20 protein-coding genes and 1 pseudogene are annotated in these 24,881 nt (G+C 63.9%); 12 read left to right on the top strand and 9 right to left on the bottom strand.

Going from position 1 to position 24,881, the window contains the following annotated elements; translation table 11 throughout:
- Position 1: 1 nt before the first annotated feature.
- Positions 2-1,237, top strand: a complete 1,236-nt coding sequence (locus tag QFZ33_RS13265) for a flavin-containing monooxygenase (protein WP_307028138.1) — start codon at positions 2-4, stop codon at positions 1,235-1,237.
- 581 nt (positions 1,238-1,818) lie between these two features.
- Here the strand turns inward: QFZ33_RS13265 and QFZ33_RS13270 are convergent.
- Entirely contained in the window at positions 1,819-1,992 is a 174-nt protein-coding gene (locus QFZ33_RS13270; RefSeq protein ID WP_307028139.1) for a hypothetical protein, read from the bottom strand.
- 445 nt (positions 1,993-2,437) lie between these two features.
- Here QFZ33_RS13270 and QFZ33_RS13275 point away from each other — a divergent pair, with 445 nt between their 5' ends.
- Positions 2,438-3,043: a dihydrofolate reductase family protein gene (locus QFZ33_RS13275; protein ID WP_307028140.1), complete on the top strand. Its 606-nt coding sequence runs from the start codon at positions 2,438-2,440 to the stop codon at positions 3,041-3,043.
- 35 nt (positions 3,044-3,078) lie between these two features.
- On the opposite strand, the gene QFZ33_RS13280 is transcribed toward QFZ33_RS13275, so the two are convergent.
- From QFZ33_RS13280 to catA, 5 genes are all read right to left on the bottom strand, one after another.
- Positions 3,079-3,270 carry a hypothetical protein gene (locus tag QFZ33_RS13280; RefSeq protein ID WP_307028141.1) on the bottom strand — a complete coding sequence of 64 codons (192 nt, stop codon included), beginning with the start codon at positions 3,268-3,270 and terminating at the stop codon, positions 3,079-3,081.
- Between the two features lie 642 nt (positions 3,271-3,912).
- The gene (locus QFZ33_RS13285) at positions 3,913-5,091 is read right to left on the bottom strand and encodes a benzoate/H(+) symporter BenE family transporter (RefSeq protein ID WP_307028142.1); all 1,179 of its coding nucleotides are present in this window, start codon (positions 5,089-5,091) and stop codon (positions 3,913-3,915) included.
- 314 nt (positions 5,092-5,405) lie between these two features.
- Complete coding sequence (gene catC / locus QFZ33_RS13290; RefSeq protein ID WP_307028143.1) at positions 5,406-5,684, bottom strand: muconolactone Delta-isomerase; 279 nt, start codon at positions 5,682-5,684, stop codon at positions 5,406-5,408.
- A 26-nt stretch (positions 5,685-5,710) separates the two neighbouring features.
- Positions 5,711-6,811, bottom strand: coding sequence for an enolase C-terminal domain-like protein (locus QFZ33_RS13295; protein WP_307028144.1), 1,101 nt, complete (start codon positions 6,809-6,811; stop codon positions 5,711-5,713).
- Between the two features lie 128 nt (positions 6,812-6,939).
- The gene (catA, locus tag QFZ33_RS13300; protein WP_307028145.1) at positions 6,940-7,824 is read right to left on the bottom strand and encodes a catechol 1,2-dioxygenase; all 885 of its coding nucleotides are present in this window, start codon (positions 7,822-7,824) and stop codon (positions 6,940-6,942) included.
- A 330-nt stretch (positions 7,825-8,154) separates the two neighbouring features.
- Between catA and benA the strand changes: the two genes are divergently transcribed.
- The 5 genes from benA to QFZ33_RS13325 all read left to right on the top strand — a co-directional run bounded on the left by benA (position 8,155) and on the right by QFZ33_RS13325 (position 15,537).
- Positions 8,155-9,537 carry a benzoate 1,2-dioxygenase large subunit gene (benA, locus tag QFZ33_RS13305; protein ID WP_307028146.1) on the top strand — a complete coding sequence of 461 codons (1,383 nt, stop codon included), beginning with the start codon at positions 8,155-8,157 and terminating at the stop codon, positions 9,535-9,537.
- Positions 9,538-9,575: 38 nt separating this feature from the next.
- On the top strand, positions 9,576-10,112 hold the full coding sequence (gene benB / locus QFZ33_RS13310) for a benzoate 1,2-dioxygenase small subunit (protein ID WP_214851838.1): 537 nt from the start codon (positions 9,576-9,578) through the stop codon (positions 10,110-10,112).
- A gap of 133 nt (positions 10,113-10,245) precedes the next feature.
- Complete coding sequence (gene benC, locus QFZ33_RS13315) at positions 10,246-11,820, top strand: benzoate 1,2-dioxygenase electron transfer component BenC (protein WP_307028147.1); 1,575 nt, start codon at positions 10,246-10,248, stop codon at positions 11,818-11,820.
- Complete coding sequence (gene benD / locus QFZ33_RS13320) at positions 11,820-12,647, top strand: benzoate diol dehydrogenase BenD (RefSeq protein ID WP_307028149.1); 828 nt, start codon at positions 11,820-11,822, stop codon at positions 12,645-12,647. Before benC ends, benD begins: the two co-directional genes overlap by 1 nt.
- 61 nt (positions 12,648-12,708) lie before the next feature.
- Positions 12,709-15,537, top strand: coding sequence for an AAA family ATPase (locus tag QFZ33_RS13325; RefSeq protein WP_307028151.1), 2,829 nt, complete (start codon positions 12,709-12,711; stop codon positions 15,535-15,537).
- Between the two features lie 34 nt (positions 15,538-15,571).
- Here QFZ33_RS13325 and QFZ33_RS13330 read toward each other — a convergent pair whose 3' ends face one another.
- Both QFZ33_RS13330 and QFZ33_RS13335 read right to left on the bottom strand, forming a co-directional pair.
- A complete protein-coding gene (locus tag QFZ33_RS13330; protein WP_307028153.1) occupies positions 15,572-16,486 on the bottom strand; it encodes a LysR substrate-binding domain-containing protein in 915 nt (304 codons plus the stop codon).
- A gap of 217 nt (positions 16,487-16,703) precedes the next feature.
- On the bottom strand, positions 16,704-18,095 hold the full coding sequence (locus QFZ33_RS13335; RefSeq protein ID WP_307028155.1) for an MFS transporter: 1,392 nt from the start codon (positions 18,093-18,095) through the stop codon (positions 16,704-16,706).
- Positions 18,096-18,488: 393 nt separating this feature from the next.
- On the opposite strand from QFZ33_RS13335, the gene QFZ33_RS13340 reads away from it, so the two are divergent.
- A complete protein-coding gene (locus QFZ33_RS13340) occupies positions 18,489-19,187 on the top strand; it encodes a maleylpyruvate isomerase family mycothiol-dependent enzyme (RefSeq protein WP_307028157.1) in 699 nt (232 codons plus the stop codon).
- A 132-nt stretch (positions 19,188-19,319) separates the two neighbouring features.
- Here the strand turns inward: QFZ33_RS13340 and QFZ33_RS13345 are convergent, their stop codons facing one another.
- Positions 19,320-20,243, bottom strand: a complete 924-nt coding sequence (locus tag QFZ33_RS13345) for an AraC family transcriptional regulator (protein WP_307028159.1) — start codon at positions 20,241-20,243, stop codon at positions 19,320-19,322.
- Positions 20,244-20,518: 275 nt separating this feature from the next.
- Between QFZ33_RS13345 and QFZ33_RS13350 the strand changes: the two genes are divergently transcribed.
- The 4 genes and pseudogenes from QFZ33_RS13350 to QFZ33_RS13365 all read left to right on the top strand — a co-directional run bounded on the left by QFZ33_RS13350 (position 20,519) and on the right by QFZ33_RS13365 (position 24,878).
- Entirely contained in the window at positions 20,519-21,865 is a 1,347-nt protein-coding gene (locus QFZ33_RS13350) for an ABC transporter substrate-binding protein (protein WP_307028160.1), read from the top strand.
- Between the two features lie 26 nt (positions 21,866-21,891).
- A pseudogene (locus QFZ33_RS13355) lies at positions 21,892-22,861 on the top strand (carbohydrate ABC transporter permease).
- The gene (locus QFZ33_RS13360; protein WP_307028162.1) at positions 22,858-23,778 is read left to right on the top strand and encodes a carbohydrate ABC transporter permease; all 921 of its coding nucleotides are present in this window, start codon (positions 22,858-22,860) and stop codon (positions 23,776-23,778) included. Before QFZ33_RS13355 ends, QFZ33_RS13360 begins: the two are co-directional and overlap by 4 nt.
- Before the next feature lie 38 nt (positions 23,779-23,816).
- The gene (locus tag QFZ33_RS13365) at positions 23,817-24,878 is read left to right on the top strand and encodes an NAD(P)-dependent alcohol dehydrogenase (RefSeq protein WP_307028164.1); all 1,062 of its coding nucleotides are present in this window, start codon (positions 23,817-23,819) and stop codon (positions 24,876-24,878) included.
- Positions 24,879-24,881 lie beyond the last annotated feature (3 nt).

Below are 24,881 nucleotides of genomic sequence, written 5' to 3' on the forward strand. Positions count from 1 at the left end.
CATGCGGGAGCATAAGGACGTTGTTGTCATTGGGGGCGGCCAGGCCGGGCTCGCGATGAGTAGTGTCCTGCAGCGGCGAGGGCGCGAGCATGTCGTCTTGGAGCGTCGGCGAATCGGTGAACGCTGGCGCACCGAAAGATGGGAGTCGTTGCGCTTTCAGTTCCCGAACTGGACGCTCCAACTGCCGGGCTACTCGTTCCGGGGAAACGATCCCGACCGGTTCGCGCACTATAGCGAGATCCTTCGGGTGGTGGAGGACTACGCGGTGAGCATGGGGGTCCCGGTGCGTGAGCACACCGAAGCTCTCGCCCTCGCAGGACGCGGCGCGGGCGAGGGCTTCGAAGTGTCCCTGGCCGAAGGTTCCATCCACGCGCAACGCGTAGTGATCGCAACGGGACCGTTTCAGCGTGTGCGTATCCCCGACTTCGCACGTGACGTTCCACCGTCAGTGCTGCAGATCGATCCCACGCGTTACCGGTCTCCAGAGGCGCTGCCGGCAGGGGCGGTGCTTGTGGTGGGCAGCGGCGCCTCAGGCTGCCAGATCGCCGACGAACTGCTACGTGCCGGGCGCAGGGTGTACCTGTCGGTAAGCCGGCACCGGCGCGCACCGAGACGCTTCAGGGGCAGGGACGTCTACTGGTGGCTGGAGGCACTGGGCCGTTTCGAGCAGACAATTGACAGCTTTCCCGATCGGCAATACCCGCCTTCCACGGTCGTGACCGGTGTGAACGGCGGGTACGACGTCAACGTTCGGCAACTGGCCGCGGACGGCGTAACCGTGATCGGCAGGGTCATCGGCGCATCAGGCCGAAGCCTCGCTGTCCGAGCCAACGCGAACCAGGTACTCGATGAGGCCGACCAGGCCTACGCCGGCTTCTTGTCGGCAGCGCGTCAGTTCGTCAGCGGCAACGGGATCGATGAGTGGCTCGAGCAGGAAGAGGCGGAAGAACCGATCCATCTCCCTGCCGTGGCAGAGGTAGACTCGCTGAATCTTGCCAGGGAAGGCATCAACACGATCATCTGGGCGACGGGCTATGCCTACGGCTTCGACTGGGTCAAGATCCCGGTGTTCGACGACCGCGGTCGGCCCATCCAACAGCGTGGCGTCACTCCGGTTCCTGGGTTGTACTTCCTCGGGCTGCACTGGATGCACACCTTCAAGTCAGGCCTGCTCTCAGGTGTCGGCGCGGACGCAGAATTTCTCGCCGGTCACATGGCTCGAGGCTCGGACAGATGACTCGCCAGCGCAATCCAGCCTGCTGCTTGTCGCGAAGCCTCGAAGGCTGGGTGCTGCCGCTACGGCCGGGCCGTGCCCCCATCAGAGACATCGCCGAGCTGACCGGCTGATCGCGATGGACCGGATGCCCATCGCAGCGACGCTAGGCGCTAATCGTTAACCCGGAACGGCCCGCCGCCTGAATGGTCAACCGCACAGCTTATCCCTGCCCATGATGCCCCTTGTGTTCCTCCCTCAGGTGATTCATGCGGCGGTGTCACCAGGTGGTTGATGGCCGTCGGCTTCGGTGGCTACACCGCGGCCGCGGTTATCCAGGTGCATGAGTTTCATCAGGCGGGCACATTCCGGGATCAGACATGCTGACTTCAGCCGGCCTTGTATTGGTCGGGGTGCTGTGGTTGACGCTCAGGAAGTCGATAGCACGCCGGCAGCATCAAATGCTGATGCATATGACGAGACGCAACCCATCAACCCAACACGGCTGAGATCAGTGCGCTCCTGAAGATCGAGGTAGGTTTTGCGGTTTTGCTTCTGCTGGCCGGGCCCGTGATGCACGCCCTTCAGCCTCGCCATACAGATGGTCAGCCTTCGATCCGGACGGCCTCCACGACATCGTCCGCACGCAGTGAATGTACTGTTGCCTGCCAGGACTCGTAGCGGCCGTAGTTCGCCGGATCCAGCATGAACTCCCAGCTGTCCTCGAGTTCTCTCCGGACATCCGCCGGCCAATGCCGGTATCCGGCATCCAGCGCCACCCCGGCTGCCCGGACGCGGCCGTCGACGTCCTCGGTTCCACCGCGCTACGGACATCCCGGCATCGCTCCGCGAGGCGGACTTCGTCCTGGTCAGCTGCTTCGCCACCTAGCCCGGCGCCCGGGCCGTGGTTCCCGACGAGGAACAGGGCGGCCGCAGGCTTCTAAGTGATGCTTGACACTTCTGGACCCCCCCCCGACGACGTGATGACAGGCGCCCATGCAGTCGGCTACGGCTGAGGACAAATCGTTTTGGCAATTTTCGCAAGACGCAACGCCTTGTCCGCCTGGCAGACCGCCCTTGGCGCCCGGGCCCTTGAGGGCGAGAACTGCGGCGTAGGCGGCTGCCAGCGGCTCGGCCGTACGCCCGGGGGATGCCATCACGTGCTATAATCCCCAGAATCCCCACACGACGGCATGCAACTCGCAATCACTGAGGAGGTTCGCGGTGCCAGACACCACCTGCCACATGTCGATCTCGCTGGACGGCTTCGTCGCCGGGCCGGACCAGAGCCGCGAGGACCCCCTGGGCAAGCGGGGGCGGGAGCTGCACGGCTGGCACATCGGCGACCCCCGAGCCAACGATGCCGACAAGCTCGCGAACGAGTGGCTCATGCGCCCGCGGGGCGCCTATGTGATGGGTCGGAACATGTTCGGCCCGATCCGCGGGGACTGGGATGAGGAATGGTCCGGGTGGTGGGGCCCCGAACCGCCGTACCACGCGCCGGTGTTCGTGCTGACCCATCACGGACATGACCCGATCCAGATGGACGGCGGGACGACCTTCCATTTCGTCACCGAGGGCTTCGGCGCAGCCTACTCGGCAGCGTGCCAGGCCGCCGGGGACAATGGCGTGGACATCGCCGGTGGGGCCTCGACCGTCCGCCAGGCACTGATCGCCGGTGTGATCGATGAACTCACCCTCGACATCGCACCTGTCCTGCTCGGTTCGGGCGAACGCATCTTCGACGGGGTTGAATCCTTCGGCTTTAAACCCGCCGAGGTGCTTCACTCACCGCTGACCACCCACATCCGCTATCGCCGAGTTGGCTAGCTCCGCAGGACGTCGGCCCCTGCGCAGCAGGACGGTCATTCGACCCGCTCGGCAGGGTAGATGGCGAAGGCGAGGCTGCCGGTGAACCAGGCCCGGCGCTGGGGCAGGGCGGACGCCTCCGGCGCCTGCTGACCGCCCATTACCCGCTGGTCCAGTGGCTCGAGGGGCTCGTCCAGCACCAACTCAACCGGGCCCACCGCATCGACCCCGGCATGATCCTCGCCCACTGGTCCGGGTGCCCATGGTCGTTTGCGCCCAGTTCATCCTGCTGCCAACCGCCAAGGAAATCTACACCGGATTCCTTTACCGCCGCCTCGGGATGCTGCCTGGTTCCCGCCGCCCGGCCGGGGCTGGGCGACACGGCCCGGCGGGGACTCCTAGCAGTCGCGGCTGACCACCGGGTGCAGGCAGCGGCCGCCCGGCTGCGCGTGACCCTCGACCAGCGTCTGGGCCGTGAGACGCCGGCTAAAACCCAAGCCCTGGCCAAAGAACAGCTCTAGTCCTATTCCTCGGGGCACCCGGTCAAGTCCACAGTGGTGGGCGTGGATTCCACATTCTGTTGGTAAGAACCGGACTTTGGCGACCGGCACGGTGGGCTGCGTGGCAAAAAAGAGGGTCCTTTTTCGTAGGTGGCCGCTGTGTGGCCCCTTGGCTCCTTTCTAGGGTTTGACGGCGGGTCCGGGCCCGTTTCTGCCTCATGGTCGTTCGGGCCGTGGGCGACATGACTGGTCGGGATGGGGGAGAAGGACTTCCCGCCATTGCCAGTCGTGCATGCGTCAAGCGGGCCGTCTGGCTGGAACACAGGGGCGACCACGGGGGGGGGGGGGTCGGGTGATGGACCGAGGGGCGCTGCGCGGGGCAGGGCGGCGTCAAGTCCTAGCGTGGTCCTGGCGCTCGAGGAGGCGCGATATGCCGTAGCCGATGACCACGCCCCAGAACGCGGCATGGATGTTGAAGAGGTCCAGACCAGAGGTCGTGACGACGAACGTCACCAAGGCTCCGAGGGTGAAGTTCGTGGAGAATGCGGTAACGAAGGCCTGTTGGAGGGCTCGCAGCATTGCGAGGCCCCCTAGGGCCAGAATGAAGGCTTCGGGAGTGGCTAGCATGAAGCGGGTGAGCGTGGGGGCCAGCAGGGCGCAGACCAGAGACAGTAGGCCGTAGACCACAGCGGCGGTGTACTGGCGCTGTTTCTGGCCAGAGGAGGTCAGCAATGCGTTGGTGGGGCCGGTGACACAGGCCGAGACGGCGCCGAATGCGGCATTGAGCAGGGAGAACACTCCCGAGCTCATCGCGAAGACGTTGATCGGAGGGCGGTGGCCTGCGGTCCGGAGCACGGCCGCTCCCTGCCCGTTCTGCACCACCAGCACCGTGAGCGCCAAGGGTATCACCAGTTCCAATTGGGCGGCCCAAGTGAACTCGGGGGCGGTGAACAGGGGGGCGGCGAGGATCGGTCCGCCGTCCTCGACGAGGAAACGGCCGCTGAGTGCTACGGCGACGACTCCCACCGCAAGTGTGCCGAGCACCGGAGGGAGATACCTGCCCAAGGCGGGTACGGCGGCGAGCAGGAGGAACGCCACCACCATCGGTGCCGCCACTGCGGGGTCAGTCCGGGTGGAGGAGACGATGTCCGTACCAAACCGGAGGAACACGCCTGCAACCATTGCCATGACAATCGGCACGGGAATCGCGGCCATTATTGGACGCACTACTCCGGTGGCACCAAGGGCTAAAATCAGCACCCCGGCAGAGAAAAACGCCCCGACCACCTCCGGGAAAGACAGGTGCTGCAGGGACGGCCCCAGCAGTACGGTCCCCGGGATCGACCAGGCGAAGCCCAACGGCTGTCGGTACATCAGTGACATGACCAGGGTCGCTGATCCGGCCGAGAGGAAAATGGCGAAGACCCACGACGCGAGCTGGGCCTGCGTCAGTCCGCCGAGCGACCCGACCGCAAGGGTGACTGCGATCGGCCCGGAGGCGGAGAAGGCCAATCCGACGATCCCGTTCGACGCGTAGTGCGGGCCGATGTCCCGCAGGACGTCACGCACTCCAGCCGGGCGGACCCTGGGCCGCTCGAAGAGGGGTTGCCCTCCAGGTTTCGGGCCTGGTCCTCTTTTGGTAGTCGTGGACGGGGCCCTAGAGGGGTGGGGCATGATGGCTCCTGAGCGATGACGGACGGGGAAGGCATGACCACTCATGAGGGAGTGGGGTCTCCTTCGCGGACCGATGTAGGCAACGAGCAATCCTTCAAGTCGCGGACGGCACGGCATCTGGAAGCCGGAGGGAGTTCTGGTGCGTTTTCACCGGGCCGCGGACTGCAGGGTCTAGTATCACTAGACCCTGCAGCTTCCGCCTCGACCCATCAGCGGATGGAGTTGGGATGCTTGGCTAGCGGTGTGACCTTGATCTTCATGTGGGGGTACATGGGGAAGCCACTGAGGACATGGTGCAGCTCGTCGTTGGATCCGACGTCGAACACCGAATAGTTCGCGTACTCGCCGACCACTCGCCAGATGGACGTAAGGCGGCCATCCTGTTGCAGGGCCTGGGAATACTCCTTCTCCAGACCCTGCATGCGGGTGATGTCCTCCGTGGAGAGGTGCGCTGGGAATTGCACGTCCATGCGGGCCAAAAACAACATCTTTTCTTCTCCTGGGTGGTCGGGGGCTAGGACAGACGGTAGGTCGCGAGTTTGTCCTCGTCGATTTCTGCTCCGACCCCGGGTAGATCGCGCACGGCAATCGTGCCGTCGATTATCCGGAGCGGATCAGCCAGCAGGTCGTCGGCCATGTCGAGGTAGTTTGACAGTTCCCCTGCCCGGCGGCTGGTGGCCTCGTGGGCGGCGCCGAAGGTGACGGTCGCCAGCGAGCCGACCTGGGTGTCGATCTGGTTGCCCATGGTCACATCCACGCCGAGCCCGGTGCACAGCCCCAGTATCTCGGTGGCTTCGGTGAAGCCGGAGCGCGCGGTCTTGATACAGATGGCATTGCAGCCGCCGGAAAGCAGTTCCCGGGACGCGTCCCCGACCGTGGGGACGGATTCATCGCCCACCACCGGGATTGGCGACTTGTCGACCAGACGGCGGCGGCTCATTGCTTCCTTGGCGTCGCACGGCTCCTCGAGCAGGGTGAGTCCCAACCCCTCGGTGCGCCGAAGTACCTCAAGGGCCTCATTCGCCGTCCACCCGCGGTTTGCGTCAAGGTAAAGCTCCACGTCTTCGCCCAGTCCCTCGCGCAGCACGTGGCAGGCCTCCACATCCAAGGACAGCGGCCGACGGCCCACCTTCAGCTTGAAGGTGGTGATGCCGTATTCCTCGCCGAAGCGCAGGGCCTCGTCGAGGAGTTCCTGCGCGGGCTGGAAGCCGAGCATGTGGCTGACCCGCATCCGGTCGGTATACCCACCCAGTAGCTTGTGCACCGGAGTGCCGAGCGTCTTGCCGATCGCGTCCCACACCGCAATGTCGACGGCGCCCTTCGCTACCTGATTGTGAATGGTGCGGCGCAGTACCGCATGGATCTGCTCGCGGTCTAATATCTCGAGGCCGATCAGCTGCGGGGCAAAAGTCTTCTCGATGATCGTTCCGATGGACTCCTGGGTCTCGCCGTACGTGTAAGGCCGGGGAGGGGCGTCTGCAACTCCCACTACGCCGTCGTCGGTGTAGAGGCGCACAAGAACGTGGTCAGCATTTGCCACCTCGCCGCTGGCAAATCTCAGCGGATGCGTGTACGGGATGGAGTAGGGAATCACTTCAATCCGTTCGATTTTCAACGGCGCGGTTCCTTTCGGGTCAGACGAGGCGAGCGTGTTGGCGGAAGAGGTGTGAAGCGCCCAGAGCTTTTGCTCTGGGACGCTTCATTGGCCGTGGCCGCCCTGGCCAAGGCATGCGGGGGAGTCCGCTACTTGGACTGACCCTCTTTGGCCAGAACGTAGTCGTATACGGCTTCTTCGCCGGCCCCACCATCCGTGCGTGGCTTGGGATCGAGCATCAGTTCGGGCTTGACCGCAGAAGCGATGTCATCGGCGTTGTGCGGGTCACCGGGGAAGTAGAGCTGCTGGGTCACGGGCTGATATCCCGGGGCGGAGACCTTGATGTGGATGTGGGCCGGGCGCCACGCGTGCCACCCTGCCGCACTGATCAGCTGTCCGCAGGCACCGTCCGTAGGGATCTGGTACGGGGCCGGGCGCATTGTGTGGAGCACGAATTGGCCATCGTCGTCGGCTTTAACGGTTGCGCGGAAGAGCCACTCCGGTAGGCCCGGGGCGTACTGGGAGTAGAACCCAGTCGCGTCTGCATGCCAGATCTCCAGCTGTGCACCCTGGATCGGGTTGCCGTCAGTGTCGGTGAAGTGACCGCTGAAGCGCAGAGGAGTGCCCTCCTCGTCCTCACGCATTTCCACGGTAGCGGGGGATTCAAGCACTGGGGAGTTCGGGACGTAGTAAGGTCCCTCGATGGTGCCCCTGGTGCCGGGGCGGTCCTGGGAGTTGACATCTTCCACCGTGTGTTCGAGCCACACGTCGAGGAACAGGGGCCACTCGCCATCAGTGCCGACCTTGATCAGCCACGCCTTCAGAGCGTTGTACTCCTCATAGGTGACTTGGTGCTCGACGACGATGTCGTTGGCAGCCTTGATCAGGGCGCCGGCGAGCAGGCTCACGCGCTCCTTGGGTACGCCCAGCCCAGCGATCTTGCCGGAGGCGGTGAAGCGCTCGGTGGCCTTTGAGCCGGCCTCTACGGCAGTACCCTCATTTTCTTTGCGGGTGTCCGCCTGAATCTCAGTCATGGTGATCTCCACTCATCTTGTATCCGGGACAGGAAAGGCTCCTATCCGGCCGTGACGCGCCGGGCGCAGGGTAGGCCCACTGGGCCAGCGACTTCACGTGACGTCCATCTCAGGTTAGGCGCAGGATAAGGACGAAACAAGTATCGATTAGGCGGGCTCTAGGTAGCCAAACGTACATAAAAACACCCTTGGTGGACCCTAGGGGTTTGCCTGATGTGAGAGCTGTCACGCTGCACCAGAATGGCTCACATACCTTTTCCCACGATGGGCTGAAACATGGTCGCCACGGCCGCCGTTCGCCCGCCTCAATCTCCGAAGAAGGAGCACGTCATGACCGAGAACCTGACCCGTGTCCGTGAGGTCCTTGCCGACGCCGTGATCGACGATCGTGAGAACGGCGTCATCCGGGCAAAGCGCGCGATCTTCACGGACGAAGAGATCTTCGAACTGGAGATGAAGCACATCTTCGAGGGCAACTGGGTCTACCTCGCCCACGAGTCCCAGATCCCCAACGTGGGCGACTACTTCACCACCTACATCGGGCGGACTCCCGTCGTCATCACCCGGGATAAGGACGAGAAGATCAACTGCATCGTCAATGCCTGCTCGCACCGAGGCGCGATGCTCTGCCGACGCAAGACCGATAACAGGACCACGTTCACCTGCCCTTTCCACGGCTGGACCTTCAAGAACTCTGGGGAACTGCTGAAGGTCAAGGACTCCCGCAACGCTGGATACCCGGAAACCTTCAACAAAGAGGGCTCGCACGACCTCACCAAGGTGGCCCGCTTCGACTCCTACCGCGGCTTCCTGTTCGGCTCCTTGAACGCTGACGTTCTCCCACTCGAGGAACACCTGGGAGACGCTACCAAGGTCATCGATTCGATTGTGGACCAGTCCCCGGAGGGACTCGAGGTCCTGCGCGGGTCGTCAACGTACACCTACGACGGCAACTGGAAGGTCCAGGCAGAAAACGGCGCCGACGGCTACCACGTCACCGCCGTCCATTGGAACTACGCCGCAACCACCGCCCGCCGAAGTGCCGGTGACTCCGCCAACACGACCAAGGCCATGGACGCCGGCAAATGGGGGAAGGTCAAGGGCGGCTTCTATTCCTACGACCACGGGCACCTGCTGCTGTGGCAGGAGTGGACCAACGCCCAGGACCGTCCCCTGTGGGACCGCCGCGACGAGCTCGTCCAGAAGTACGGCGAGGAGATGGCAAACTTCATGATCAACATCTCGCGCAACCTCTGCCTGTACCCGAACGTCTACATCATGGACCAGTTCTCCTCGCAGATCCGCCACTTCCGCCCTATCTCTGCGGACCAGACCGAAGTCACGATCTACTGCATAGCACCAAAGGGCGAGTCGCAAGAGAACCGGTCCAAGCGCATCCGCCAGTACGAGGATTTCTTCAACGCCACCGGCATGGCCACGCCGGACGACCTCGAAGAGTTCCGCTCCTGCAACAAGACCTACTGGGCCACAGCGGCGCCGTGGAACGATATGACGCGCGGCTCTACTCACGAGATCGCGGGTCCTGACGAGCAGGCCAAGGCACTGGGCATGTCCCGGGTGATCGCCTCTGGCATGCGCACCGAGGACGAGGGGCTTTACCCGATCCAGCACGGGTACTGGAAGGAAGTAATGGACAAGGCCCTCGCCGACGCGGAACCCTCCGCCCAGGAAACCGTGCCGGTCACTGCCTGACCGATACCTCGAACCCACGAAGAGAGTGCTGAACACCAATGGCCAACCTGCTTAACCCCCTGACTGCGCTCAAGAGCGCCGAGGAGATCGCGACCCTCGAAACCGTGCGTGCCTTTCTTTATAGGGAGGCCCGCCTGCTGGATGACCGCCAGTTCGACGAGTGGCTCCAGTGCTACCACCCGGACTCCGAGTACTGGATGCCGGCGTGGGACGTCGACGACCGGCTCACTGAGGACCCCCAGAACGAGATCTCGCTGATCTATTACGACAACCGTGGCGGCATCGAGGACCGGGTGTTCCGAATCAAGACGGACCGGTCCTCCGCCACTTCCCTGCCGGAGCCCCGCACCGGGCACAACATCACGGACGTGGAGATCCTGGAGCACGACGGCGACCAGGTGAAGGTCCGCTTCAACTGGTTCACCTTGTACTTCCGCTACAACACCACGGACACATATTTCGGCACGAGCTTCTACACCATCGATCTCTCCGGCGAGCAGCCGGTGATCCTGAAGAAGAAGGTTGTATTGAAGAACGATTACATCCACCACGTGGTGGATGTCTACATGATCTGACGGTACCCGGCGCCGTCCGGGCCCGACCGGGACGGTTGCGGCCAGGAGCATCCTGCCGAACATCACCTCATACGAGACAACAGCACCAACTTTCGGGGATCGTGAGGACGCGACCCCCAGCCAGGAGGAAATCATGGGCCATAAGGTAGCCCTCAGCTTCGAGGATGGCGTCACCAAGGTCATCAAGGTCGGCGACTACGAGACCGTCATGGACGCTGCATACAAGGCGCGGATCAACATCCCGTCAGACTGCCGTGACGGCGCCTGCGGCACGTGCAAGGCGTTCTGCGACTCCGGCTCCTTCGACCCCGGAGACTACATCGACGACGCCATGACCGAGGAGGAACTCGAGAAGGGCTACCTGCTCACCTGCCAGGCCGTCCCGGAATCGGACCTCGCCATCCAAATCCCGGCTACTTCGGAATCCGCGAAGACCTCCGCCGCTACGTTCACCTCCACCCTGAAAGAGCTCGAAAAACACTCGGAGTCCACCATCTCCTTCGCCTTGGAGGTGCAGAACCGGGAGGCCCTGGCGTTCCTGCCCGGCCAGTACGTCAACATCAAGGTCCCGGGCACCGATGCCGAGCGCTCGTACTCCTTCAGCAACGGCCCCGAAGTTGAGGACGCCTCCTTCATGGTGCGGATCACCCCTCAGGGCGCAATGTCGGAGTACCTGCGTGACCGGGCAGCGGTCGGGGACGCCATCGAGTTCACCGGCCCCTACGGCTCCTTCTTCCTTCGCGAGCCAAAGCGCCCCCTGCTCCTGCTCGCAGGCGGCACCGGACTAGCCCCGCTCCTGTCAATCCTGGAGAAGCTATCGGAGAACCCGCCAGCCACACCGGTGCACCTGATCTACGGCGTCTCCCGCGAAGCCGACATCGTCGGCCTCGACTGGCTCCGCGCCTACGAAACCAAGTTGCCGGGCTTCACTTGGGACTACATCGCCTCCGAGTCGGATACCTCCGCCCCCCACACGGGCTACGTCACCCAGATCATCCAGCCGTCTCACCTCAACGACGGCGACGTCGATATCTACCTGTGCGGCCCGCCACCCATGGTCAACGCCGTCTCCAAGTGGCTGGACACCGAGGACATCCAGCCAGCTAACTTCTACTTCGAGCGTTTCGCCCCCAAGGAGGCCACAGGCGGAGACGCCGAGACCGGCGCGCCCGCTCCTGCGGAGAAGCTGGAGACCGAAGGGGACACGATCAGCCGCGTCCAAGCAATTTCTTCCCTGGAAACCGGCCGTCTCGAGTTCCGTAAGGAGGACAGTTACGCCCACCTGGATGCCCGGATGGGACTTGAACTTGCGGTCACCGAACTGATGCTGGGCCGCCTCAGCAATGAGCAACTGAACCAGTTCCGCCGTCTCGCGGAAGCGACCACACGCGCCGTGGGCAAGGGCAGGGTCCTCGACCCCGAAGAATACGTGAGGACCAACGAAGAGTTCCACGAGTACCTCTTCACGATCTGCGATAACCCCATGCTGCTTGAGTTGTATCGACGGCTCGACGTCCACGCCCAGATGGCAGCGACATTCGCCGAGGGCACCGAGATCTTCGATCGGGTCGCCCAGGACCACCGTGACGTCGTCGACGCGTTCGAGCGCAAAGATAAGGAACGTGCCCGGGAAGTCATCACTGCTCACAGCCGCGACGCCAAGGGCACCATGGCCGGGGCGATCGACGCCAATGATAAAGGTCTCTGATGGCGCCGGCGTACGTCGGACAGTTCGTCACGCCCGGGCGCTTTGCAGGCAAGGTAGCGGTGGTGACGGGTGCGGCCCAGGGTATCGGGCAGAAGGTAGCGGAGCGGATCGGTGCTGAAGGGGGCGCGGTCTTCCTCGTGGACCGTGCCGACATCGTGCAGGAGGTGGCCCAGGGGATCCAGGAGGCCGCGCTGACGTCCGGCTCCGGAGGATCCGCAAACTCCGTGACTGCGGACCTGGAAAGCTTTGCCGGAGCAGAACAAGCGGTGACCGCGGCCCTGGCCCTTCACGGAAGGGTTGATGTACTCGTCAACAACGTGGGGGGAACCATCTGGGCCCGCCCCTACGAAGAGTATGACGAGGAGAAAATCGAGAGGGAGATCCGCCGTTCACTCTTCCCAACACTGTGGGCCTGTCGAGCCGTACTCCCTGCAATGCTCGAGCAGGGGTCAGGCACCATCGTCAACGTCTCCTCGGTTGCTACCCGCGGAATGCACCGCGTTCCCTACGCCGCGGCGAAGGGTGGTGTCAATGCCCTGACCCAGTCCTTGGCCATGGAGGTTGCCGAGCGAGGTATCCGCGTTGTCGCTACGGCACCCGGTGGCACGGAAGCTCCGCCTAGGAAGGTCAAGCGCGGACCGGAAGCGCAGTCATCAACCGAAAAGGCGTGGTACCAGACCATCGTGGACCAGACCGTAGATTCCTCGTTCATGAAGCGCTACGGCACGCTGGACGAACAGGCTGCGCCGATCGTGTTCATGGCCTCCGACGAAGCGTCCTATGTCACCGGCAGCATTCTCCCTGTGGCAGGCGGGGACCTGGGCTGAGCGCGCTGTGACGGAAACTCGCTGGCGTGGCCGCAGGGTGCGCTCCAGTATGCTTGCCAGCATGACCCCGGGCCCCCACCACGGCGACACCGAGGAGGACCTGGCGCTGCTCGGCCGGGCTGATGTCTTCGAGGAGTTGCTGGAAACGCTGCGCACGGTGCGTAAGGGCAGCGTGCGAACGGTAGTGCTCAGCGGCCCGCAGGGATCCGGTAAGACAGCCTTGCTGGATCTTTTCCTGGAGCACTGCACCGCCGTGGCGCGTGGGGTGCGGGTGCTGTCCGCTACCGGAGACGAGTGGGAGGCGCAGTTCCCACTCGCGGGCTACTCCCAGCTCATGGTCACTCCGCCGCTGCGCTCCGCAAAGGACCATGGGCGTGACAATGTCCGGTCCGCGGACCCTGTCGGTGCTCTCAACGCTGCTCAAGTCGCCAACTACGCCTCGACTCTCAACGCACACCTTGAGGGGCTTCAATTGCACGGGAGCGTGGTGGTTGCTGTTGATGACGTCCAGCACCTCGACGCAGAAACCCTGCACGTCCTCGTATTCGTCATGCGCCGGCTGCGCGGCAAGCGAATCCTGTTCTTGGTCACTCTGGATCCCACTCAAGCTCAGCTCGTCCCGGCGGGCGTCCTCGCCTTTCTCACCGGACATCAGGTTTCCCGTATTCCGCTGGAACCACTGTCACCGCAGCGGGTCCAGGATCTCGCACTGCGCTGGTTCGGTATCGACTTGAACGCGACGGCCGCCCACGAGATCGTACGGCACACAGGTGGTTGGCCCGAGCCGATTGTGGAACTCCTGGGCGAGCTTCCTCCGGAGACTTGGCAGACATGGTTTTCATCCCTGCCCCCGAGCTCGCGGGTTCGGGCCAGGGTGCGCAGTCTCCTCATGGCCGCTTCTCCCGATCTGGTGGCTGTGGCGGAGGCCGCGTCCGTGCTTGGACGTAGCGCCGGGATAGAGGAGGTTGCCCACGTCAGTGGAGTCGCGTCTGTGATGGATGCCCTCGACGAGGGCCACAGGGCCGGACTGCTGGGCCTGTCGGTAGAACAGGCCCGCTCGGTGGTGACTTTCTTTGAAGCGGGAACGGCTGAGTCCGTCTACGAGCAGACTGCACCCGGCCGGCGCATATGGCTACACCGTAGGGCCGCGGAAGCCGTGCAGATCGAGGGCGATCGCCTGGGTCACCGGGTGTCCGCGACCCCCGGCGCCGACGAGGCATTGGCTGCGGAGCTAGAGGAGTACGCCCGTCAACAGGCTCTAGTGGGTGCCTGGCAGGATGTCTCGACCGCACTGTTTTCCGCCTCCAGGCTCTCAAGGGATATCCGCGCCGGCAACGATCGCCTCCTCAGGGCAGTGGACGCCCTTGTAGGCTCCGGCAACATCGCCCACGCACAGATGTGGGCCGCGGCCGTCGACGCCATGGCACCCTCGCCGCTGCGTTCCTCCGTGCTTGGCTACCTCTCCACGGCGTCGGGACAAAACCACAGCGCCCAAACCCAGTTGGAGATGGCCTGGCGAACAAGCAACCCGCAGCACGACCCGGTGGCCGCTGCGCAGGTGGCCCAACGCTTGGTTCTGCATGGGGTGGCCTCCTGGGATGGCCCCCTCATCACCCGTTGGGCGGAGCAGGCCATGTCCCTGACAAAGCCGGGTACCCCGGCCCACATCGAATCTGAAGCCATCTATGGGCTTGGTCTTTATGCCCAGGGCAGGTTGTCTGAAGCCGAAGCCTCCTATCGCCGGGCCTTCGAACACGCGTCCGAGAATGCCCAGAAGCAGCGCTTGCAGATAGGTGCGGGGTGGCTGGCCCTGCGGCTGGACGACGCCGAGACGGCGCTTGTAAATTTCGAAGCCGCGGCCCCCACTGAGTTCCGGGGCGGATCATTGCGGATCTCCCTATGGGCCGAGGCGTGGTTGGCCCGTACCCACCTCGTGCTCGGGAACTGGGACGCAGCCGCGGCCACAGTTGCCCGTGCGTCCGTCCGGCTCGAGACCTCGCGCATGCCACTGATCCGGCCGTTGTTGTACTGGACCGCTGCTGAGCTCTGGTCCATGCGCGGGGATTGGGACCGGGCGCGGTACTATGTCTCCCAGGCAGCCGTGCAGCCGGGCACTTATCGGGCCATGCAGGTCCCGGCCAGCCTGGCCCGGGCGCGTTTCCATGAGGCACGGGCGGACTACGAAAGCGCTTTGGCCGTGTTGCAGCCCCTGACGGAGCTGGACCCCTGGACAGAGAACAGAGTGTCGTTCTGGCCATGGCAGGACACCTATGTTAATGCCCTTGTCATGACCGATCAGCTTGATGTGGCCGACTCCTTCCTCACCGCCTTCGAGCACGTCCGGCGGGAGCGGGCAGTACCATCCGATCTAGCGAGGATGGCGTGGGCACGGGGCCGGCTCGTAGCCGCCCAAGGGGATCCCGATAGCGCCAAGGAGCACTTCGAAACGGCGCTGGGGCATCTGCGCGGGCTTAACCGGCCATACCTGCGCGCCCGGGTGAGCTTTGCCTTCGGGCAGAGCATGCGGCGGGCCGGCAAAAGGCGTTTGGCATCCTCAGTGCTGCGGGTGGCCAGGGATCTCTATGATTCTCTGGGCGCGGCCACGTATGTGGAAAGATGCGATCGGGAGCTGAAGGCGACAGGCCTGGACGTGGGCAATCTGCCCGACCCATCTGACGTGCTGGCTGCCGTGACTCAACCACAGGTCCAGCTCACCGCCCAGGAGCAGTCAGTGGCCGAGCTCGTAGCAGCCGGGTCCACCAACAAGGAGGCGGCCCGTGCACTGTTTCTGGCCGAGAAAACCGTGCAGTATCACCTGACCCGTATCTACGGGAAGCTGGGGATCCGCTCACGCAGCGAACTGGCGGCGCGGTTTCGCCTCTCGGACTGACGCGCGGTCCACCTGCCATAGGGGCGCCCCAACGTCACAGGGATCCAGGAGCCGTGGGGGCGCGATTAGGAAGCCCTTTAGTTGCAGTGCCCACAACGTCGAGAAAACTTTGGAGTAGCGCTGACCGGTCCTCACGCCGCCAAGCAACGGCCAGCTCCACCTCAGGGGCCTGTTCTATATCGCGATAGACCACGCCCTCAAGCTGGAGGGCGCGGATGCTTGCTGGAATGATGGCGATACCACCACCAGCGGCGACAAACGAGAGCATCGTGGAGGTCTCACTGATCACTTGGGTGATGCGTGGCTGAAAACCGGCCTTGCGGCAGATGGCTGCAGTGGTCCGGTAAAGCACCGACTCCGGTGGATACGAGATAAATTCCTGGTCTTGAAGTTCGTGCACGGCGACCGGTCGGTCCACGGCCAGAGCGCTGAACGAAGGTAATGCCACGATCAGCGGCTCGCGCGTCACGATTCGGTAATCGATCTCCTGGGAAGCGATGGGCGGGCGCAGCAGCGCCGCGTCGAGGGTGCCATCCCGCAGCCCTGCCTCCATGGCCGGGGTAAGCATCTCACCGTGCAGATTCAGCGACAGCCCCGGGAGTACCTGCTTGGCGCGTCGGACGATCGGGGGCATAACCCCGTATGTAGCCGAGCCGGAGAAGCCCACACGCAGCACACCGGCCGCGCCCTGCCCAACCTGGTAGACATCGGCGCGGAGCGTGCCGACCGCGTTGACGATCTGCCGCCCCCGGTCCAGCAATTCCTGTCCGGCGGCCGTGAGTTCCACCCTTCGGGTAGTGCGATTCAGCAGCCGCACCCCCAGCTGCTCTTCCAGCTGGCGGATCTGCTGGGACAAGGGGGGTTGGGCCATGTGCAGGCGCTTGGCGGCACGGCCGAAGTGGCGTTCCTCCGCAACGGCAATGAAGTAGTTGAGCTGCCTAATCTCCATAGTGTAGCCGTCCCTCCGTTTGGCGCCTCCGGTCCGACGCCGAACACCATTGATTCACAGAGTAACTATAAAGCGATCTACTAATAAAAGCATAAGACCTAATAATGAGGCCGAGCGGTTCACATCTGACCGGCAGCAGCCGGCCGACTGCCCAGCCACGTCCTCGGCACCTTGGCCATGGATCTGGCTTATGTGGGCGACGGCCGGCCGGCCCGGGTCAGAGGCGGACCGGAGGAGTGGTGGTCAGCGCCTCTTCCACGAAGTGCTCCGTGATCTCCTCGGCCCTGTGCTCCGCTTCTTCCAGCTTGGGCTGGTGGGGGACCAAAACCGTCACGATCGCACCCAGGAGCGCGACGCCGCCATAGATATAGAACGCGGTAGCCCCGCCGATCCCTGCAGCAGCCAACCAGCCGCCGATGATTGGGCCCAAAATACCGCCCAGGCGGCCCACACTCGCACACCAGGCCACCCCGGCCGCCCTGGCGTTGGTGGTGAAGTAGTTGGACTGGAACCCGTAAACCAGCACCTGGGTGCCGAGGGTGCCCACTCCGGCGATGGCGATGCACAGGAACAACACCGGCAGAGGGAAGCCGAAAGTCATAAGCACCAGGGTGATAGTGGCCAGCACGAAGGTGCCCGCAATGACCCGCTGAGGGCCCGCCTTGTCAGCGAAGCGCGAGAGCAGCAAACCTCCCGCCACAGCGCCGAGGTTCAACGCCAAGGGGAAGAACAGGGCGTACGTTCGCCCGTAGCCGTATCCCTCCATGATTTTCGGCAGCCACGTGTTCAAGCCGTAGGTCAGCAGCAGGCCCGAGAAAGACATCAAACCCAGAAGAACAGAAGCCACGGCGAACTGTTTGGAGAACACAGCCGCGAAGCCCGTCTTCTGCGGGGCGGCGCCTATCTGCCGAATGACCTGTTCTTCAATGAGCGAAACGCCGGTCCGCTGCGCAGCAGCCTGGGCCTCCTCCTCACGGCCGCGGGCCAGCAGCCAGCGCGGGGACTCTGGGAGCTTGAACCAAGCGATGGGCAGGAGCAGGACGAGGGGGAGGGCGCCGATCATGAAGAGTCCGCGCCATCCAATGTTATTGAGGAGCATAATGCCCATGACGGAGGCGAACACGCCGCCGGCGGGGACACCGGAGTAGACGATCGCGTTGTAGAACTGACGCCGGCCGGCCGGCGCAAATTCAGCCATGGTGGCGCCTGCGGTAGCAATGACGATGCCGAGGCCCACGCCGGTGATGAGCCGCATGGCGCCGAAGGCTGTGACGGTAGTGGTCAGGGCCGTGATGAACATGCCTGCCGAGAACCAAGCGATGCCCAGGAGCATGAGTCGGCGGCGGCCGAAAAAGTCGCCGACCACGCCGCAGATCAGCGACCCGACCAACACACCCACAAGCGCCCACGAGCCCAAGAGGCCAGCTGCGGCGGCATCGAAGGCGCCAAGCTGACTTGGGTCGGCAAGCAGTCCTGGCAGAACGGTGCCGTATACGACGAGGTCGTAGCCATCGAACAAAAGTGCGGCGCAGATGACGAAGGCCACCCAGTTTGCCGTGCGCGCCTCTTTGCGCGGGTCTTCGGCGATGACGGTTTGGGGCTGAGCCATATGCCTGTCCTCTCTGACGGAGCATGGAAGTAGTGCCGTGGGGTGAACCTGTATCCCCGGGCCTGGTCCAGTGTCTCAGGGGTGTGACGTCCGCCATATGCGGTAAATACCCGGGTTTTCGCTGGGGGACAACCCATACTTTGCAGATATCAATCAGATGCGGCTAGGCATATCTAGGAAAAAGTAGGACCTGCTGGCCACACGGTTGGAGTCAAGCGCATCTAAGGGCTGGTTGCCCCGCCGCCGGCACGGTTTTCCGTGCCGCGGCGGGGCTGTTCCGTCTCCATCGTCCGGCCACCGGCCACTACCAGCGGTATGAATCGGTACGACTTAAATATGAATCAGGGGCACGGACCGCCAGCTGGCGGCCGGGCCAGTGGATAAGGTGAATTCATGATCAATCCCGCACGCCTGCACTCGGACCTGTCCCGCCTCGGCCGGGAGACCGATATGTTCCTGGCCACCGTTGAATCGCTGTCCGACGACGAAATGACCGCACCATCCCGGTGTGAGGGATGGACCCGGGCAGATGTCATCGCCCATATCGCCTCGAACGGCCAGGCCTTGGTCAAGCTCATTGACTGGGCAACCTCGGGTGAGGAGCGGCAACTCTACGCCTCGAAGGAAGCGCGCGCCCAGGAGATATCCGAGCTCGCCACGTTGCCTCGAGCCGAACTGCTTGGCCGGCTGCGCGAATCAGCTGCATTCTTCGCGAAGCAGGCCCAGCGGCTGGCAGGGCAGCTCGCGGTTGAGGAGGTGCACCTGCACGGTAAGCAGATTCCTGCGACGTCCATCGTGGCGTTGCGTATTGCCGAAATTGTGGTGCACCACCACGACCTCGACACCGCATGGACCATAGAGGAGGCCGACCCGGACTCGGTACTTAACGCCTTGGAGGCCGCCGTGCGCACGATGCGCGCCCAAGGGGCACCTGGGATGACCCTGGTCACGGAGGAACGCGACGAATGGGTGATCGGGGACGGTGCCCTGCGCGTCACGTCCGACCGCGAGGGATTGCTCGAATGGCTGGCCCGCGGCGTGGCCGAAAACGTCGAGGCTGACGGCCCCCTGCCGACGCTGCCGTCCTGGTAGGTCCTGCATTCCAAGGCCTCTGTTCAGTACGCCGGCATACTGAACACGGGCCTGGCCGTTTGTTAGCCCAGAAGCTCAACTCCTTGGGTGTTCGCGGGATTGGGAAGATGCTGAGTGCAACGAGCAAGGTTGTCAGCCCTGTACGCGTTGCCGGTAGAGCCGGGGAGTTTCGCCGGCGTCGTTGAGAAAGTGTCGGTTGAAATTGGACAGGTTCGAGAAACCGACTTCGTAGCAGATTTCGGAGATGGCTTTGTCGGTGCGCTCCAGCAGACGCCGCGCGTGGGCCAGACGGAGTTTGCGGATCAGGTCACTGAAGTTCTGGCCGGTGGAGCGTTTGAAGTATTTCGAGAACGTCGGTTCAGTCATTCCCACCAGGGCCGCAGCGTCGGACATCTTGACGCTGCCGGCATGGTTGCTGAACACGTACTCAAGCACTATGTCGACCACGGCGGCTGCCTGTCCATCCAGTTGCGGTCTAAACCATTCCTCGGCAAGGTAGCGCCGTTCTTCCTGCGGTGCCCGGGCAAGAATGGCAAAGAGTTCCAGAAGATGGTGAAGCCGTTCCAATCCGTTGGAGGCGCCCATCGCCTCGATGGATGCAGCTGCCAACTGGGCTGACTGCCCCACAAATTCGATCCCGCGGGCGGACTGTTCCAGCAGGGGTTTGACCTCGGCCATTTCCGGAACAATGGAAGTTGCTTGCTCGACCCATTTTCCGTCGAACTGGATCACGGCATCGCGCCGCTTGAGGACTTCTCCGGGCTCCAGGTCGCTCACCCAGTCGTGCGGCAGCCCTGATCCGACGAGGGACACGTGGCCTGCCTCGAACGTGCCGATATGGTCGCCGACGATGAACTTTCCGGTGCCCTTCCGGATCAGGTGGATCTCATACTCGGGATGATAATTCCACCGCGCCACTGGGCTGGGGTAGTCGTGCTCGTGCCACCGCACCGAATGGTTCGGGTCGGGCGGGATGACCTCCCGGTTGGCACGCATCCCCAGCAGGCGTTCGGCCAGCCTCGCCGTTGCTCCGTCATTCGGGTCCGCGGCAGTCATAGTGGTGCTCCGTGTGTTGGATGGTTATGAAATAGGGACAGCTCCTAGGGAGTCTTCCCCTAGATTAGCGCCCTTGTGCTGTCAATGCCGCGGAAAATTAGTATCAGAAATTGGCAAGCATGGCGCTAGTTGTGCCCTGTCCCACAGGCCTAATGTTGAGGAACAACAGCGCGGCACACCGGATCCCCGGTCGTATTAGCCTCGCCACGGTCCGGCATTGACACAGCAGTCGAAATGCGGTGACTGAGCACCCTTGAAGAACAAAGGAGTCCTTTATGCGCCCGAAAACGCGCGCTGCCGTCCTGTCCGCCGGAGCCCTGTGTATTGCGCTTAGTGCCTCGGCCTGTGCAGGTGCCGGTGGCGGCAATTCCGCTGGAGACCCGAACAGCATCAACGTGTTGATGGTGAACAACCCCCAGATGGAAGACCTGCAGCGGCTTACCGCTGATAACTTCACCAAGGAAACCGGCATCAAGGTCAACTACACGATCCTTCCGGAGAACGACGTCCGGGCCAAGATCAGCCAGGAGTTCTCGAGCCAGGCCGGTCAGTATGACGTCGCGTCCCTCTCCAACTACGAGATCCCGTTCTTCGCCGCCAACGGCTGGCTCGCCCCGCTGGACGACGTCGCGAAGGATGCCGAGTTCAATCAGGCGGACATCCTGCCTGCCTACACCGCGTCCCTCACCGGCGGAGACGGCAAGCTTTACGGCGAACCTTTCTACGGCGAGTCCTCCTTCCTGATGTACCGCAAAGACATCCTGGCGGCCAAGGGCCTGACCATGCCGGAGAAGCCCACCTGGGACGAGGTGGCTGACATAGCGGCGAAGGCGGACGGCGCAGCCCCGGGCATGAAGGGCATCTGCCTGCGCGGTCAGCCCGGCTGGGGCCAGGTCTTTGCACCACTGACCACCGTGGTGAACACCTTCGGCGGCACCTGGTTCGACAAGGAGTGGAACGCGAGGGTCAACGCCCCCGAATTCACTGCAGCCACCGAGTTCTACACCAAGCTGGTGCGTGAGCACGGCGAGGCCGGTGCCGCGCAGGCCGGGTTCACCGAGTGCCTGAACAACATGGGCCAGGGCAAGGTGGCCATGTGGTACGACGCCACCTCCGCCGCCGGTGCACTTGAAGCCGAGGCGTCACCGGTGAAGGGCAAGATCGGCTACGCCCAGGCTCCGGTGAAGAGCACGAAGTCCTCGGGCTGGCTGTGGACGTGGTCCTGGGCCATGCAGGCCGCCTCGAAGAAGCAGGATGCCGCCGGGAAGTTCATCGCCTGGGCCAGCTCGAAAAAGTACGAAGAACTCGTGGCCTCCAAGCTTGGCTGGGCCAAGGTCCCCTCCGGCAAGCGCACCTCCACCTACGAGAACGCCGAGTTCCAGAAGGCCGCGCCGTTCTTCAAAGCTGAACGCTTCGCGATTGAGAACGCTGACCCCAAGAACCCCGGCGCCCAGGAACGCCCCGCCGTCGGAATCCAGTTCGTTGGCATTCCCGAGTTCGCCGCCCTGGGCACCAACGTCTCCCAAGGCGTCAGCTCCGCCATCGCAGGCCAAGGCTCTGTAGCTGACGCGCTGGCCAAGGGCCAGCAGGCCGCCCAAAAAGTCGCCGACAAGTACAAGTGACCTTAACCGAACTGCAGGAGAACATCATGACTACCGCAACGGCGCGCATCTCCCGCCCGGGACACAACGCCACCAAACCATCACGGGACGCCCGGACGCGCGAACGCGCCCTGGCCTGGGCACGGCGCGCACCGCTGCTGCCGGCCCTGATCTTCCTCATCATCGTCACCCAGCTCCCGTTTGTGGTGACGCTGATCATCTCGTTCCTGAACTGGAACAGCCTGAGCCCTGACAAGACCGCATTTGCCGGCCTGGAGAATTACGTTACGGTCCTCACGGACCCGGACCTGCGCCAAGCCATCTTCACCACCATCCTCCTCACGGTCGCCGTGGTCCTGGCCAGCCTGCTCATTGGCCTGGGCCTGGCACTGCTGCTGGACAAGAAGTTCATCGGCCGAGGACTGGCACGCACCCTGCTGATCGCGCCATTCCTCGTTGTCCCGGTGGCCGCCGCTCTCATCTGGAAGCACGCCCTGCTCAACCCCACCTACGGCCTCATCAACGGCATCCTGACGTGGATCTGGTCCCTCTTCGGCAGTGTCACCCCGCCCCAGCTGGACCTGCTATCCCAGGCACCGATGATGGCCGTCATCGTGTCGCTGGTGTGGCAGTGGACGCCGTTCATGATGCTCATCCTGCTGGCGGGTCTGCAGTCCCGTCCCATGGACACCGTGGAAGCCGCCCAGATGGACGGCGCCAGCCCGTGGGCGATCTTCCGGGCACCTCACGTTGCCGCACCTGCGCCAGTACCTCGAACTCGGCGGCCTGCTCGGAGCGATCTACATCGTGCAGAACTTCGACGCCGTCTTCACCCTCACCGCAGGCGGACTGGGCACCGCCAACCTGCCCTACGCCATTTACCAGACGTTCTACTTCGCCAACGAATACGGCCTGGCGTCCGCCGCCGGCGTCGTGGTGGTCATCGGCACCATCATCGTGGCCACCTTTGCCCTCCGCACCGTCTTTTCACTCTTCAAGAAGGAGGCAGCACGATGAGCACCCTCACCCCCGCCGCACCGCAGAGCACGCCCCCCGGCCCCACCGCGCTGAATACCGGCCGCAGTGCACGGCGCGGCAAGACCCGGATGGACCCCACCCGCAACAACACCGCCGCGGGCATCGCCGCCTGGCTGCTGGCGCTCCTCTTCGTAGCCCCGGTCCTGTGGATGATCCTGACTTCCTTCCACTCCGAAACGGACGCAGCGACCAACCCGCCCTCCATCGCGGCCAACCTCACCCTGGACGCCTACAAGGAGTTCTTCGGCGAAACCTCCGGGGTGAGCCCGTGGCCTTCACTGATCAACTCCGCCACCGCGTCGATCCTGTCCACCGTCCTCGTCCTGGCCCTGGCCATCCCCGCCGCCTACGCCCTCTCCATCCGGCCGGTGAAGAAGTGGACCGACGTGATGTTTTTCTTCCTCTCCACCAAGATGATGCCCGTGGTCGCTGCGATCCTGCCGCTCTACCTCTTCGCCCGGACCGTCGGGGCACTGGACAACATCTGGTTCCTGATCCTGATGTACACGTCCATGAACCTGCCCATCGCCGTCTGGATGATGCGCTCCTTCCTCGCCGAAGTCCCCGAAGAAATGCTCGAAGCAGCACAAATCGACGGCGCCAACCTCCTCCTCACCCTCCGCAAGATCATCGCCCCCGTGGCAATGCCCGGCATCGCCGCCACCGCCCTGATCTGCTTCATCTTCAGCTGGAACGAACTCCTCCTCGCCCGGGTCCTCACCGGCGTCGTCGCCGGCACAGCCCCCGTGTTCCTCACCGGCTTCGTCTCAGGCCAGGGACTCTTCCTCGCCAAAGTCTGCGCGGCCGCCGTCGTGATCTCACTGCCCGTGCTGTTCGCCGGCTTCGCCGCCCAGGACAAACTCGTCCAGGGCCTCTCGCTCGGCGCGGTCAAGTAACCAGCCCTTACCCTTCAAATTCCCAAAGGAATACTTCGATGACAACATCAACCGCACAGTCCCCGGCCCTCGGACAGCCGGAACTTCCGGCTACCATGCGCGCCAACATCCTGAAAAGCCAGGGCGACATGGCCATGGAAACCCTGCCCCTACCGCAACTCGACGCCGACCAGGTCCTGGTTCGGGTGGCCGCTGTCGGCGTCTGCGGCAGCGACGTCCACTACTACGAACACGGCCGGATCGGCGACTACGTGGTGGACCACCCGCTGATCCTCGGCCATGAACTCTCCGGCCGGATCGCCGCCGTCGGGAGCGCTGTTGACCCCTCCCGCGTCGGCAACCGGGTGGCTGTTGAACCCCAGCGGCCGTGCCGCACGTGCAAGCAGTGCAAAGCCGGACGCTACAACCTTTGCCCCGACATCGAGTTCTACGCCACCCCGCCGATCGATGGCGCCTTCGCCGAATACGTGACTATCCAGTCCGACTTCGCTTATGACATCCCGGACAGCGTCAGCGACGAGGCAGCCGCCCTCATCGAGCCACTGTCGGTGGGGCTGTGGGCCTGTGAGCGAGCGGAAATCAAGCCCGGCAGCCGGGTCCTGATCGCCGGCGCCGGGCCGATCGGGATCATCGCCGCCCAGGCCGCCCGCGCCTTCGGCGCCACCGAAATCTATATCACCGACATCGCCGAGGACCGCCTTACCTTCGCACTGGAGCACGGCGCGACCCACGCGCTCAACGCCAAAACGGACAGCGTCGAAGGGCTGGACGTTGACGCCTTCATCGACGCCTCCGGTGCCCCGCAGGCCGTCCGCTCCGGCATCAAAGCCGTGGGACCGGCCGGCCGTGTCATCCTGGTGGGGCTCGGGTCCGACGACGTCGAACTCCCGGTGTCGTTTATCCAGAACCGGGAGATCTGGCTCTCCGGTGTTTTCCGCTACACCAACACCTGGCCGCTGGCGATCCAGCTGATCGCCGACGGGAAGGTAGACATGGACATCCTGGTCACCGGCAGGTTCACCCTCGCCGAATCCGAAAAAGCGCTCAAAGCCGGCAAGCAGCCCGGCCAGCTCAAAGCAGTCGTCTACCCGGGCCGCTAAGCC

The sequence above is a fragment of the Arthrobacter globiformis genome (assembly GCF_030815865.1).
GTDB lineage: Bacteria > Actinomycetota > Actinomycetes > Actinomycetales > Micrococcaceae > Arthrobacter > Arthrobacter globiformis_B.